The following is a 12,661-nucleotide window of genomic DNA, read 5'->3' on the forward strand; positions in this document are numbered from 1 at the left end:
ACACTCCTCACGAATCCCGCCCCCGAGACCAAACCGCCGTCGATCCTAAGCGACTTTCGGGCTGGTTTGGACTAGTCGGTCAGTGCCCGGCGCAGACGCTCCTCGTTCACGCGCCAGAAGGTGTGCTGTTCACCGTCGACGAGCACGACCGGGATCTGCTCCCAGTAGCGGTCGTACAGCTCCTGGTCCTCGGTGATGTCCTTCGGCTCCCACGGCACGCCGAGGTCGCCGCACACCTTCTCGATCACCAGCTGCGCGTCGTCGCACAGATGACAGCCCGGCTTGCGGATGAGGGTGACCAGCCGCGCGCGCGGCTCGGCCCTGCGTCGGAAGAGGGGACTCATGCGGCCATTCTCGCGCGCTCGGCGCGCCTCGCGAGTCACGTCCTTTAACGGTCCGGTCGCGGAGAGTTCACAACGTCCCAACCTCCGGTCGCCGGAACCGCCGGGCGGACTGGCTATGCTCACGTCATGGCCGCTCTCGGATGGCTCACTCCCCGTAGGCGCTCCGCCACGGCGCGGAGCGTGTTGGCAGGCGAGGCCTCGGCGGAGGCCGCCCGCAAGTCCTCGCAGGAAGCCCCGCGCGCCACGCCGGAGGAACCGGACTTCCCGGTGATCGGCGACGACAGGGCCGCGGCCTTCTTCGACCTCGACAACACGGTGATGCAGGGCGCCGCGCTGTTCCACTTCGGCCGGGGGCTGTACAAGCGGAAGTTCTTCGAGACCCGCGACCTCGCCAAGTTCGCCTGGCAGCAGGCCTGGTTCCGGCTGGCCGGCGTCGAGGACCCCGAGCACATGCAGGACGCCCGGGACTCCGCGCTGTCGATCGTCAAGGGCCACCGCGTCGCCGAACTGGAGTCGATCGGCGAGGAGATCTACGACGAGTACATGGCCGACCGCATCTGGCCCGGCACCCGCGCCCTGGCCCAGGCCCACCTGGACGCCGGCCAGAAGGTGTGGCTGGTCACCGCGGCGCCGGTGGAGATCGCCCAGGTGATCGCCCGCCGACTCGGCCTCACGGGCGCTCTCGGCACGGTGGCCGAGTCGGTCGACGGCGTCTACACCGGCAAGCTGGTCGGGGAGCCGCTGCACGGTCCCGCCAAGGCGGAGGCGGTCCGCGCGCTCGCCGCGGCGGAGGGGCTGGACCTGTCCCGCTGCGCGGCCTACAGCGACAGCCACAACGACATCCCGATGCTGTCCCTGGTCGGCCACCCCTACGCCATCAACCCGGACGCCAAGCTGCGCAGGCACGCCCGCGAGAAGGACTGGCGCCTGCGCGACTACCGCACCGGCCGCAAGGCGGCGAAGGTCGGCATTCCGGCGGCGGCCGGGGTCGGCGCGGTGGCCGGCGGCACGGCGGCGGCGATCGCTCTGAGCCGACGGCGCCGATAACCGCCCCGGCGGGCCGTACGCACCGCCGCAGCCCTCCCACCAGCCGCCATGGCCGCGCCGCGCGCCCGGATTATGCCGCGGCCATTTCAACACGCGCCGCTCCTCGCCGAAACAGGCCTCTTTCCGGTCAACAAGCGATCAGCTTGCGTAACTTGACCCACCCTCAAACGGTTACAGATGCGACGCAATCGATGATTTGAGCAACTCGGTGTAGCAGTGCCTGCACGAAGCGTTATTCTCCTCAGACGCAAACCGGTACCCCTCCGTCGCTACGACGGGTGAAAGGTCCCGCACTGCACGTGATGGAAGCTCTGCCTCTGGGAGTCCCGTGTACCCACACGTCGGGGTTGACGCCTCGGGCCTGGCTACGCTGCGCGCAACGGTCGCAACGGTCAAAGAGACGCTGCGCGGCTTCGTCCCCACCGCGTACGCCGTCCCCGCCTTCGCCGCCCCCGCCTTCGCCGCCGCCGCGCCCGCCGGCCCGTGCTACGCACTGGCCGACGGCAGCGCCGCCGTCGGCAGACGAGGGCGGGCCACCGGCGCGGCAACCGCCCGCCGCCCGGCCGCCGACAGCGACAGCGCCCGGATGATGGACCTGGTCGAACGCGCCCAGGCGGGGGAGGCCGAGGCCTTCGGGCGGCTCTACGACCAGTACAGCGACACCGTCTACCGGTACATCTACTACCGCGTCGGCGGCCGGGCGACCGCCGAGGACCTCACCAGTGAGACCTTTCTGCGGGCCCTCCGCAGGATCGGGACCTTCACCTGGCAGGGCCGCGACTTCGGCGCCTGGCTGGTCACCATCGCCCGCAACCTGGTCGCCGACCACTTCAAGTCCAGCCGCTTCCGGCTGGAGGTCACCACCGGCGAGATGCTCGACGCCAACGAGGTCGAACGCTCCCCGGAGGACTCCGTTCTGGAGTCCCTGTCGAACGCCGCCCTGCTCGACGCCGTACGGCGGCTCAACCCCCAGCAGCAGGAGTGCGTGACGCTCCGCTTCCTCCAGGGCCTCTCGGTCGCCGAGACCGCCCGGGTGATGGGCAAGAACGAGGGCGCCATCAAGACGCTCCAGTACCGTGCCGTACGCACCCTCGCCCGGCTGCTGCCGGACGACGCCCGCTGAACCACGTGACTCAGGGCGACGGCCAACTCACCTCACGTCACGGTCCGTTGCCTTTCCGATCCGGTCATCCGCCGTCCGTAACCCAAGTGCCGCGCCAGTCGTTGTGCGGGATACAGGCTCCCTGTGGTCACGTCCCGGCCGACCGCGATCACCCGATCGCGTGGAAGTGCCGCGGGCGTGCGACCCTCAGGACCCCCTGGGGAGTCGACCGTCATGACGAGAGGAGGTGCCGCCAGTGATCGCGAACGTATCGGCGCACCGGCGGGCGAACGCCTTCGCCCAGGCCCTGGAGGAGCAGTCCGACCAGGACACGGCGGCCGAGCAGTCCGTAAGCCCGGCGGAATCACCGCCGACCACCGAGGAACGGACCGAGCAGGGTCGACTGCTGGCCCTGGCGGCGGGCCTCGGCGCGCTGCCCAAGCCGCAGCTCGACCCCGAGGTCAAGGTCGTCCAGCGGGCCCAGCTGGTGGCCGCGATGGAGGCCATGCTCCAGGAGGGCACGGGGGCGGTGGACGCGTCGGTGCCGGAACAGCGTGGGCACCGCGCCAAGGGCGCACACCGGGCGAGCCCGCTGGGCAAGCTCCGCCCGCGCACGAGACTCACCAAGGGCCTCGCGGCCGGCGGGCTCAGCGTGGGCGTGGCCGCCGGGGCCTTCGGCGGGGTCGCCGCCGCCAGCTCCGACGCCCTGCCCGGCGACTCGCTGTACGGGCTGAAACGCGGCATCGAGGACTTCAAGCTCGACTACCTGACCGACGGCGACGACCAGCGCGGCCAGACCTACCTCGACCAGGCTTCCACCCGCCTCAGCGAGGCCCGGCGGCTGCTGGAGCGCGGCCGGGGCGGCCACCTGGACCACGAGTCCATCGGCGAGATCCGCCGCACCCTGTCCGGGATGCAGCACGACGTCACCGAGGGCCACCGCCTGCTCCACGCGGCCTACGAGGCCGACCCGGACTCGCTCGGCCCCATCCAGGCGCTGTCCACGTTCTCCCGGTCGCACCGCCAGGCCTGGAGCGCGCTCAGCGACAGGCTGCCCACGCAACTGGGCGACGTGAAACAGCAGGTGTCCTCGGTCTTCGACGCCATAGACGAAGAGGTCGCCCCACTGCAGTCCCTGCTCCCGCAGCCGCCCGCGCAGCCGGGCGACGGCAGGCACCCGGGCGGCTCCGGACCGGCGTCCACCGGCTCCTCCGGCAGCCACCGGTCCACCACGCCCAGCGCCGGGAACACCCCGTCCGCCGGCAAGCACACCGGCACGGGCACGCCGAGCGGTCCGGCCACCGGCAGCAGCGGCGACGGGCTCATCGGCGGCGACACGGGTGGCCTGCTCGACCCGCCGAAGACCGGGCCCGACACCACGTCCCCGTCCGCCGGCAAGACCCCCACGGGCCAGCCGGACGTCACGATCCCCCCGCTCATCCCCGACCTGCTCCCGGGCCTGGGCATCGACGGGGAGGACGCTGACTGACGCGGCACGGCCGGTACGGCCACGGCATCGAGGGCGCCCCTTTCCGAGCAGGGGCGCCCTCGATGCCGTACAGCCCGGCAGATGCCGTACAGCCCGGCAGATGCCGTACAGCCCGGCAGATGCCGTACCGCCCGGCAGAACTCAGAAGAACACCGAGCGCCGCTGCACCAGCAGTTTGTACAGCGTGTGCTGGATCTGCTCCCGCACCTGATCGGTCAGGTTGAACATCAGCATCGGGTCCTCCGCGGCCTCCGGCGGATACCCGTCCGTCGCGATCGGCTCACCGAACTGGATCGACCACTTCGTGGGCAGCGGAATCGCACCCAGCGGACCGAGCCAGGGGAACGTCGGCGTCAACGGGAAGTACGGGATACCCAGCACCCGTGCCAGCGTCTTGGCGTTGCCGATCATCGGGTAGATCTCCTCGGCCCCGACGATGGAGCACGGGACGATCGGCACGCCCTGGCGCAGGGCCGTGGACACGAAGCCGCCCCGGCCGAACCGCTGGAGCTTGTACCGCTCGCTGAACGGCTTCCCGATCCCCTTGAAGCCCTCCGGCATCACCCCGACCAGCTCGCCCTGCCCCAGCAGCCGTTCCGCGTCCTCCGCGCAGGCGAGGGTGTGCCCCAGCTTGCGGGCCAGCTCGTTGACCACCGGCAGCACGAACACCAGGTCGGCGGCGAGCAGGCGCAGATGGCGGCCGGCCGGGTGGTGGTCGTGCACCGCCACCTGCATCATCAGCCCGTCCAGCGGCAGCGTCCCGGAGTGGTTGGCGACGATCAGCGCCCCGCCCTCGGCCGGGATGTTCTCGACGCCCTTCACCTCGACGCGGAAGTACTTCTCGTACACCGGCCGCAGCAGCGACATCAGGACCTGGTCGGTCAGCTCCTCGTCGTAGCCGAAGTCGTCGACCTCGTAGTCCCCGGTGAGCCGGCGCCGCAGAAAGGCCAGCCCGGCCGCCACCCGCCGCTCCAGGCCGCCGTCCCGGCCGCCGGCCTCCAGCGGCTCCGCCGGCTTCTCCTCGGGGCTCACAGGAGCCTCCTCCCGCGCCCGCCCCGGCAGGGGCTGGACCGCGCCCAGCTCGCCCGGCTCCCCGAGCGCACCGCGCCGGCTCGCCCCGCCGCGCCGCCGCGGCTGGCGCTGTGCGGCGCTTCCGCGGGACCGGTCGTCGTCGAACGGAATGACCTTGGCGTCCGCCATCGTTGCCGCTCTCCTCAGTTGGCGCTGTGCGTCTGGGGGTGGCCGCCCGCCTTCGCGGTCAGCGCGGCGACCCGGTCGACGGCCGCCGCCAGGGTCTCCGGCGGCAGCAGCCCGGCACCCTGGCCGCGCGCGAAGTCCGCGAAGGTCTCGGCCGTCGTGTGGCGGGGCGTGAAGCCCAGCGTCTCGCGCATCTGGACGGTGTCCACCACCCGCCCGTGGGTGAGCAGCCGGATCTGCTCCGGTGAGAAGTCCGTCATACCGAGCGTACGCACCAGGGAGCCCGCCCAGGTGACCGCGGGCAGCAGCAGGGGCACGGTGGGCCGCCCGAGCCGCCGGGAGCACTGCGACAGCAGCAGCACGCCGTCCCCGGCGATGTTGAAGGTGCCGCTGTTCAGGGTGCCCCGGCGCGGCTCGTGCGAGGCGATCCGCAGCACCTCGATGACGTCGTCCTCGTGGACGAACTGCAACCGCGGGTCGTACCCGAACACGGTCGGCAGGACGGGCAGCGCGAAGTAGGAGGCGAGCGGGGTGTCCGCGGCCGGCCCGAGGATGTTGGCGAACCGCAGCACGCAGACGGCGACGTCCGGCCGGCGCCGCGCGAACCCGCGCACGTACCCCTCCACCTCGACGGCGTCCTTCGCGAAACCGCCGCTGGGCAGCGACTTGGGCGGGGTGGTCTCGGTGAACACGGCCGGATCGCGGGGCGCGGAGCCGTAGACGTTCGTACTGGACTTCACCACCAGCCGCCGCACGGTCGGCGACTTCTGGCAGGCGCCGAGCAGCTGCATGGTGCCGATGACGTTGGTCTCCTTGACCGTGGCCCGGCTGCCGCCGCCCAGGGCCGTGCCCGTGACGTCGAGGTGGACGACCGTGTCCGCGCCGGTCTCGGCCAGCACCCGGGCGATGGTCGGCTGCCGGATGTCGGCCTGGATGAAGTCGGCGCCGCCCAGATGGTGCGCCGGCGGCACCGCGTCCACGGCGATCACACGCTCGACCTCCGGGTCCCGCTGGATCCGCCGTACGAACCGGCCGCCGAGCTGCCGGGCGACTCCGGTGACGAGCACGATCCGTCCCAAGATCAGCGCCTTCCTTCCCGCGTAACCGGTATCCCGCGTTCCCCGTGTGCGGCCAACCTAGCCGGTCGATGTTGCGCTGTGATGACCCCAGGTGCGCCCGGCGGCGGAAATTCCCCCATCGGTATATGCCTGTGGCCCCCCACCAGCACGGGTGGGGGGCCACAGGGCCACACTCTCGCGGCGCCGCTTACTTCTTGTTACGGCGCTGAACGCGCGTGCGCTTGAGCAGCTTGCGGTGCTTCTTCTTGGCCATCCGCTTGCGCCGCTTCTTGATAACAGAGCCCACGACTACCCTCGCTCACTTCTCATCACTCGGTTGTTTGGGCGCCATGGGCCCACACGACCTACGAGGGGCTAGCCTACCCAACCGAGCGCCGAGGTCGTAATCGAGGGGGCACCCCCGGGTCACCCAGGGGTGGTCATCAGGCCGTCTCCACCCCCACATAGCTGTCGCGGAGGTACTCGTGTACCGCTTGCTCCGGGACGCGGAACGACCGTCCCACCCGGATCGCGGGCAGATGACCGCTGTGCACCAGGCGGTACACGGTCATCTTCGACACTCGCATCACCGAGGCGACCTCCGCCACGGTAAGGAACTGAACCTCGTTCAGAGGCCTCTCGCCAGCTGCACCCATGACACACCTGAACCTTCCGCACTCGACGGCCACCGGCTTCCCCTTCCGGTGACTCTTCGTCGTTGCGTGCTCACTCCCCAGACTAGGGGCGGGTGATGCGAGTGGGGAAGAGGTGCACCCATCGGCGGCCTACTGTGACAGACACGCTCGATTGAGTACGTAGCGGATCAGCGGCCGGTAGTGAGCAGACCGCACTGCGTCATCAACCGGAACGGCGACGGACACCCGCCCCTCGGCCTCCCCCACGAACAGCGCGGGATCGTCCGTGTCGGCCAGACCGATGGCCTCAAACCCCAGCTGACCAGCACCGCAGACCCACCCATGGTCCCCGACGACCAGCTCCGGCAGCGGCCCGCCGGCCTCCGCCGCGGCGTCCAGCACCACCCGAACCGGGAGAGGCGAGTGGCTGTGGGCGCCCGGCTCACAACCGGGGCGCCCGCTCGCCGGTTCCCGCACCAGGGCAACCCCTCGTACGTAGTCGAGGCGGTGTGTACGTAGGCCGAACCGGGTCAATATGTCGACACAGCGACCCTGCGCCGGGGTGAGGACCTCACATCCCGCCGCCGACAACGCGTCCGCAAGGCCGGCGTAGAAACCGAGCAGCGGACGCGGGTGCCCGGTGCCGAGCAGGACGGGCGCGCCACGCCGGGCCACCTCCCGGATCCGAGCGGCGAAGGCGTCCAGCGCGGCGAGCGTCCGCTCCGGATCGATCACATCCAGTCCGGAAACGTATCGGGGATCGGCCGAAACCCCACACTTCTCCGCCATCAACTCGATCAAGTCCCGGACTCCCCATGCCCCTTCGGGATCGATCCCGATCAACACACGTGGATCCCGGGCGGCGAACAGCCGATAGCTCCGCAGACTGTCCTCCCGCGTGGTCGCCACCGCACCGGCCAGCCGGGCGGCCACCAGATGCGCGCGGAGACGGGCGGCGGTCAACACGGATGCGATGGTGGCCCATTCGGGGGGCGGAAGGGACGGAAACACCGGAAGTCCGCACGGTTGGCCTAACAGGGCGGCCGGCCGGACCGCGGACGGCGAGGATCGCGCCGACTCGTACGATCAGGCGGTGATCACCTTCCCCTTGACCGTCGCCCACGATGTACTGATGCGTCCCCTGGAGGAAGCGGACTCCGGCGGGCTGTGCAGGGCCTATCTGCGCAATCGCGATCACCTGCGCCCGTGGGAGCCCCGCAGGAGTGAGGAGTTCTTCACCGAGCGGGGGCAGGCCGACCGGGTGCGGGGCCAGCTGGAGGAGCGGGACGCGGGGCGCCTGTTCCCGTGGGTGCTGACCGCCGGGCAGGAGGTGGTCGGAGCGGTGACGCTGTCCGGCATCGCCCTCGGGCCCTTCCGCAGCGCCCATCTCGGATACTGGATCGACGCGGAGTGGGGAGGGCGTGGCCTGGCGACCGAGGCCGTCCGGGCGGCCTGCCAGGTGGCCGAGGGGCAGCTGGATCTGCACAGGATCGAGGCCGGTACGGTGCTCACCAACCTGGCCTCCCAACGGGTGCTGGCGAAGTGCGGTTTCCAGGTGATCGGCACGGCGCCCGAGTACCTGCACATCGACGGCGAGTGGCGTGACCACGTGCTGTTCCAGAAGATCCTCCACGGCCGCTCCCCCTGGTAGCGCGAAGAACTCCCCGTCGCCGGGGCCGGCGCGATCCCCCGGAGCCAGGTGGACCGGTCCGCCCCCGATGCCGGCCGACGGGGGCGGGAACGAGCGTCAGGGAAGAAGCCCGCGCAGCGGGAACACGGCCCGCCGGGTCGCCAGCACGGCCTGGTCGACGCGGTCGGCGGGGTCGTAGCCCTCCTCCCAGGACGCCCACGAGACCGGCCACAACCCGTCCGTCATCCGCCAGGGCCCCGACTGCCGCGTCCGGGCGAACACGTCCTGCCGCCATGCCTCGGGGATCACCGCCTCCGGAGCCACCGGCTTGCCGGCCGCGATCCCCACCAGATGCGTCCACGACCGCGGTACGACGTCCACCACCGCGTACCCGCCCCCGCCCAGCGCGACCCACTTGCCCCCGGCGTGCTCGTGCGCCAGCTCGTGACACGCCACCTGCACCGCCCGCTGCGCGTCCAGCGAGACCGCCAGATGCGCCAGCGGATCCTCGAAGTGCGTGTCGGCCCCGTGCTGGGTGACGAGGACCTGGGGCCGGAACTCCGCGAGCAGCTCCGGTACCACGGCGTGGAAGGCCCGGACCCAGCCCGCGTCCCCGGTCCCGGCCGGCAGCGCCACGTTCACCGCGGCCCCCTCACCCGCGCCCGCGCCCGTCTCCTGCGGCCAGCCGGTCTGCGGGAACAACGTACGGGGATGCTCGTGCAACGAGATCGTCAGCACCCGCGGGTCCTCCCAGAACGCGGCCTGCACCCCGTCCCCGTGGTGCACGTCGACGTCCACGTAGGCGACCCGCTCGGCCCCCAGCTCCAGCAGCCGCGCGATGGCGAGCGACGCGTCGTTGTAGATGCAGAACCCCGAGGCCCCGCCCGGCATGGCGTGGTGCAGCCCGCCCGCGAAGTTCACGGCGTGGTCGGCGTCCCCCCGCCACACCGCCTCGGCCGCCCCCACCGACTGCCCGGCGATCAGCGCGGACACCTCGTGCATCCCGGCGAACGCGGGATCGTCGACCGTCCCCAGCCCGTACGCGCCGTCCGCCCCCGCCGGATCGGCCGACGCGGCCTTCACGGCGTCGATGTAGTCCTCCCGGTGGACCAGCCGGAGCGTGGACTCGCCGGCCGCTTTCGCCGCGACGACCTCCACCTCCCGGTCGAGCCCGAAGGCACCGACCAGCCGGCGGGTCAGCTCCAGCCGGACCGGATCCATCGGGTGGTTCCGACCGAAGTCATAGCCCGTTACTGCCTCGTCCCACATCAGCTGTGCGCGGCCGCTCATGCCCGCCACCGTATCGGTCCGGTTGAGCGGCGAACGACCTGGCGTACCCCAGGGTCACCAGCACCAACACCATCGGCACGAGCATGGCCCACCGATAGCTCCACGCGTCGCCGAGCGCGCCCACCAGCGGAGCGCCGATCAGGAAACCCACGTAGTTGAAGATGTTCAGCCGCGCGACGGCCGCGTCCGAGGCCCCGGGGAACAGCCGTCCCGCCGCCGCGAACGTCTGCGGCACCAGCACGCACAGCCCCAGCCCCAGCAGCGTGAAGCCGAGCATCCCGGCCCACGCGCCGGGCGCCACCGCCACCACCGCGAAGCCGCCGGCAGCGACCAGCGCGCCGAGCCGTACGACCGCCACGGCCCCGAACCGCCGTACGCCGAGGTCCCCGACGGTCCGCCCCACGAGCGTGGTCACCATGTACACGTTGTACGGCACGGTCGCCAGCTGCTCCGAGCTGCCCAGCACGTCCTTCAGGTACTTGGCACTCCAGTTGGAGACGGTCGAGTCCCCGATGTAGGCGAACATCATCACCAGGCACAGCGGCAGCAGCAGCTTGAAGACGACGCTCCCCTGCTCCGCCGTCCGTTCCGGAGCGGGTACCGGCTCGCCGTCGACGTACCACCGGCTCCCCACCAGCGCCGCCGGCAGCAGCACGGCCACCACCGGCAGATACGACACCCACAGCGCGAGGTGCCAGTGCGCCCCCGCCCAGGCCAGCGATGCCCCCAGGATCGCGCCCAGGCTGTAGACCGCGTGGAAGCCGAGCATGATGCTGCGCCCGTACGACCGCTGGAGGCTGACGCCGAGCATGTTCATCGACGCGTCCAGCGCGCCCACCGCCAGGCCGAACACGCCCAGCGCCACGGCCAGTACGGCCACCTGTCCGTGCCCGCCCGCCCCGACGCCGAGCAGTGCCAGCAGCACCACCGGCTGGGACCAGCGCAGCAGCCGGCTGGGCCGTACCCGCTTCACCAGCTGCTCGGTGCTCACGCTGCCGACCCCGGCGAGGATCGGCACGGCGGCCAGGAAGACCGGCAGCAGCGCGTCGGAGACGCCGTACCGGTCCTGGATGGCCGGGATGCGCGTCACCAGCAGGGCGAAGGCGACGCCCTGGGCGAAGAAGCTGAACGCCAGCGAGGCCCTACCGCGCCGCAGCACATCAGTCATGGCGGCGAGAGTAGGGCCCCGGGCTACCGCTGGGTAGATCCAGCCAAAGATGAATTTCGCTCAGCTTCGGTCCGGGCTCCGGCTCGTCCCGGCTTCGGTTCGGTGATCAGGCGGCGACGGCCACGGCGGGTCGCTCCGCCCGGCCGGCCTCGACCTCGGCCGCGAGCATCCGCTCCATCGGCCCGACGGCCAGCCCGCCGCTGACCACGAACCCGATCACCATCGTGACGAGCAGGATGACGGAGCCCAGCCACACCATCGTGTCCACCGGGATGGTGTAGGCACCCACGATCCGCACGACGCACTCGGCCAGCAGGGCCAGCCCCCACACCACGGAGAACACCCGCTCCCTGGACCGGAAGGCCGCGGACTCGGCCGCCGCCCCCGACATCAGCCGCTGCCAGGCGGCCTCCCTGGCAGCGTCGCCCTTCACGACGAAGGGCTTCATGCCCGCGGTCATCATCGGCTTGCCGAGCAGGACGGACACCAGGATGCCGATCGCCACCGTGCTGCTGACCCCGCTGTCCTTGGCGAGCATCAGCCGCGGGTCGCCCGAGACGAAACTCAGCAGCAGGGACACGACGTTCACGACGAGGATCAGACCCGCCAGCGCGTTGGTCCGGCGCTCCCTGACCAGTCCCCACACCGTCCGCACCGCCGGTACGACACTGCTCCAGGCGAGCGCCGCGAAGGTGCTCGTCCCGAGGGCGTCCTTGAACAGGTAGTACGAGCCGAGCGGCAGCGCCACGTCGATGAGCAGCGGCTTGAAGTTGTCCAGCACGCTCGGCTTCCGGCCCTGGTTCCCCGTGTTCTTCGTCATGCCCTCAGCTTCTCCCGCGGGCCGGGTCCGGCAGTAGAAACGATCGTCCGGAGCTCCGCATGACATATGTCAGCCCGCCCGGCCGACCGGGGTCATACCAGCAGGTCGGGCAACTGGTCCATGCGGGAGAAGAGTTGACCGGCACCGGCGAGCCGCTCCGCCGGCGTCATCGCGATGAACCCGTACACGTCCATACCGGCCGCCACAGCCGCCTGTACGCCCAGCGGGGAGTCCTCCACGACCACGCACCGCTCGGGCGCCACGCCCATCCGCTCGGCCGCGTGACGGAACAGATCCGGCGCCGGCTTGCCCCGCCCGACATCCTCCGAACTGAAGACGCGCTCCTCGGGGAACCACCGGTCGAGCCCGGTCGTCCGATGCCCCACCCGGATCCGCGCGTGGCTCCCCGAAGAAGCCACGCAGTACGGCACTCCGTCCGCCGACAGCTTCTCCAGTACGCCGGTCACACCGGGCACGGGCCGCAACTCCCGCTCGAAGGCGGCGAACACCCGGGCGTGGAAGACCTCGTCGAAATCCACCGGCAGCCGCTTTCCCGTCCGCTCCAGGACCAGGTCGTGGATCCGGTGCATCGCCGACCCCATGTAGTCGCGAATGGAGTCCTCGTACGAGGTGGGGTGCCCCAGCTCGGTCAGATAGGCGGCCAGGAGCCTGTTGGATATGGGCTCGCTGTCCACGAGGACACCGTCGTTGTCGAAGATGACGAGGTCATAACGCATGGGATCACCCTAAACGCAGAAAACCCCCGCACCGAAGTGCGGGGGTCTCCTCAAAAATTGTTCGGCGGCGTCCTACTCTCCCACAGGGTCCCCCCTGCAGTACCATCGGCGCTGTGAGGCTTAGCTTCCGGGTTCGGAATGTAA

14 protein-coding genes and 1 rRNA gene are annotated in these 12,661 nt (G+C 71.1%); 4 read left to right on the forward strand and 11 right to left on the reverse strand.

The window, feature by feature from the left end:
- Positions 1-71: 71 nt before the first annotated feature.
- Positions 72-344 carry a glutaredoxin family protein gene (locus ABZV94_RS28635; RefSeq protein ID WP_356345307.1) on the reverse strand — a complete coding sequence of 91 codons (273 nt, stop codon included), beginning with the start codon at positions 342-344 and terminating at the stop codon, positions 72-74.
- 126 nt (positions 345-470) lie between these two features.
- Here ABZV94_RS28635 and ABZV94_RS28640 point away from each other — a divergent pair, with 126 nt between their 5' ends.
- The 3 genes from ABZV94_RS28640 (at position 471) to ABZV94_RS28650 (ending at position 3,982) form a co-directional block, all read left to right on the forward strand.
- A complete protein-coding gene (locus ABZV94_RS28640; RefSeq protein WP_078630043.1) occupies positions 471-1,391 on the forward strand; it encodes an HAD-IB family hydrolase in 921 nt (306 codons plus the stop codon).
- 328 nt (positions 1,392-1,719) lie between these two features.
- A complete protein-coding gene (locus tag ABZV94_RS28645; protein WP_356345309.1) occupies positions 1,720-2,514 on the forward strand; it encodes an ECF subfamily RNA polymerase sigma factor, BldN family in 795 nt (264 codons plus the stop codon).
- A 235-nt stretch (positions 2,515-2,749) separates the two neighbouring features.
- The gene (locus ABZV94_RS28650) at positions 2,750-3,982 is read left to right on the forward strand and encodes a DUF5667 domain-containing protein (protein WP_356345311.1); all 1,233 of its coding nucleotides are present in this window, start codon (positions 2,750-2,752) and stop codon (positions 3,980-3,982) included.
- A gap of 141 nt (positions 3,983-4,123) precedes the next feature.
- Here ABZV94_RS28650 and ABZV94_RS28655 read toward each other — a convergent pair whose 3' ends face one another.
- From ABZV94_RS28655 to ABZV94_RS28675, 5 genes are all read right to left on the reverse strand, one after another.
- Positions 4,124-5,182, reverse strand: a complete 1,059-nt coding sequence (locus tag ABZV94_RS28655) for a lysophospholipid acyltransferase family protein (RefSeq protein ID WP_356345313.1) — start codon at positions 5,180-5,182, stop codon at positions 4,124-4,126.
- A gap of 14 nt (positions 5,183-5,196) precedes the next feature.
- A complete protein-coding gene (locus ABZV94_RS28660) occupies positions 5,197-6,258 on the reverse strand; it encodes an NAD-dependent epimerase/dehydratase family protein (protein ID WP_356345315.1) in 1,062 nt (353 codons plus the stop codon).
- Between the two features lie 187 nt (positions 6,259-6,445).
- A complete protein-coding gene (locus ABZV94_RS28665; RefSeq protein WP_003948845.1) occupies positions 6,446-6,544 on the reverse strand; it encodes an AURKAIP1/COX24 domain-containing protein in 99 nt (32 codons plus the stop codon).
- Positions 6,545-6,680: 136 nt separating this feature from the next.
- Positions 6,681-6,893 (reverse strand): helix-turn-helix domain-containing protein, encoded by a 213-nt coding sequence (locus tag ABZV94_RS28670; protein WP_158727370.1) that lies wholly within the window; start codon positions 6,891-6,893, stop codon positions 6,681-6,683.
- Positions 6,894-7,022: 129 nt separating this feature from the next.
- Positions 7,023-7,838, reverse strand: coding sequence for a phosphatase (locus ABZV94_RS28675; protein WP_356345317.1), 816 nt, complete (start codon positions 7,836-7,838; stop codon positions 7,023-7,025).
- Positions 7,839-8,004: 166 nt separating this feature from the next.
- Here ABZV94_RS28675 and ABZV94_RS28680 point away from each other — a divergent pair, with 166 nt between their 5' ends.
- Positions 8,005-8,523, forward strand: a complete 519-nt coding sequence (locus tag ABZV94_RS28680; RefSeq protein WP_356345328.1) for a GNAT family N-acetyltransferase — start codon at positions 8,005-8,007, stop codon at positions 8,521-8,523.
- Positions 8,524-8,619: 96 nt separating this feature from the next.
- Here ABZV94_RS28680 and ABZV94_RS28685 read toward each other — a convergent pair whose 3' ends face one another.
- The 5 genes from ABZV94_RS28685 to rrf form a co-directional block, all read right to left on the reverse strand.
- Positions 8,620-9,792, reverse strand: a complete 1,173-nt coding sequence (locus ABZV94_RS28685) for an acetoin utilization protein AcuC (RefSeq protein WP_356345319.1) — start codon at positions 9,790-9,792, stop codon at positions 8,620-8,622.
- The gene (locus ABZV94_RS28690) at positions 9,743-10,960 is read right to left on the reverse strand and encodes an MFS transporter (protein ID WP_356345321.1); all 1,218 of its coding nucleotides are present in this window, start codon (positions 10,958-10,960) and stop codon (positions 9,743-9,745) included. The genes ABZV94_RS28685 and ABZV94_RS28690 overlap by 50 nt, the downstream gene beginning before the upstream one ends.
- 106 nt (positions 10,961-11,066) lie before the next feature.
- On the reverse strand, positions 11,067-11,780 hold the full coding sequence (locus ABZV94_RS28695) for a VC0807 family protein (RefSeq protein WP_356345323.1): 714 nt from the start codon (positions 11,778-11,780) through the stop codon (positions 11,067-11,069).
- Between the two features lie 92 nt (positions 11,781-11,872).
- The gene (locus ABZV94_RS28700) at positions 11,873-12,517 is read right to left on the reverse strand and encodes an HAD family hydrolase (RefSeq protein WP_356345324.1); all 645 of its coding nucleotides are present in this window, start codon (positions 12,515-12,517) and stop codon (positions 11,873-11,875) included.
- Positions 12,518-12,576: 59 nt separating this feature from the next.
- Positions 12,577-12,661 (reverse strand): 5S ribosomal RNA (gene rrf / locus ABZV94_RS28705); the annotation flags it as partial.

The sequence above is a fragment of the Streptomyces sp. NPDC004658 genome (assembly GCF_040609555.1).
In the GTDB taxonomy this organism is placed as follows: Bacteria; Actinomycetota; Actinomycetes; order Streptomycetales; family Streptomycetaceae; genus Streptomyces.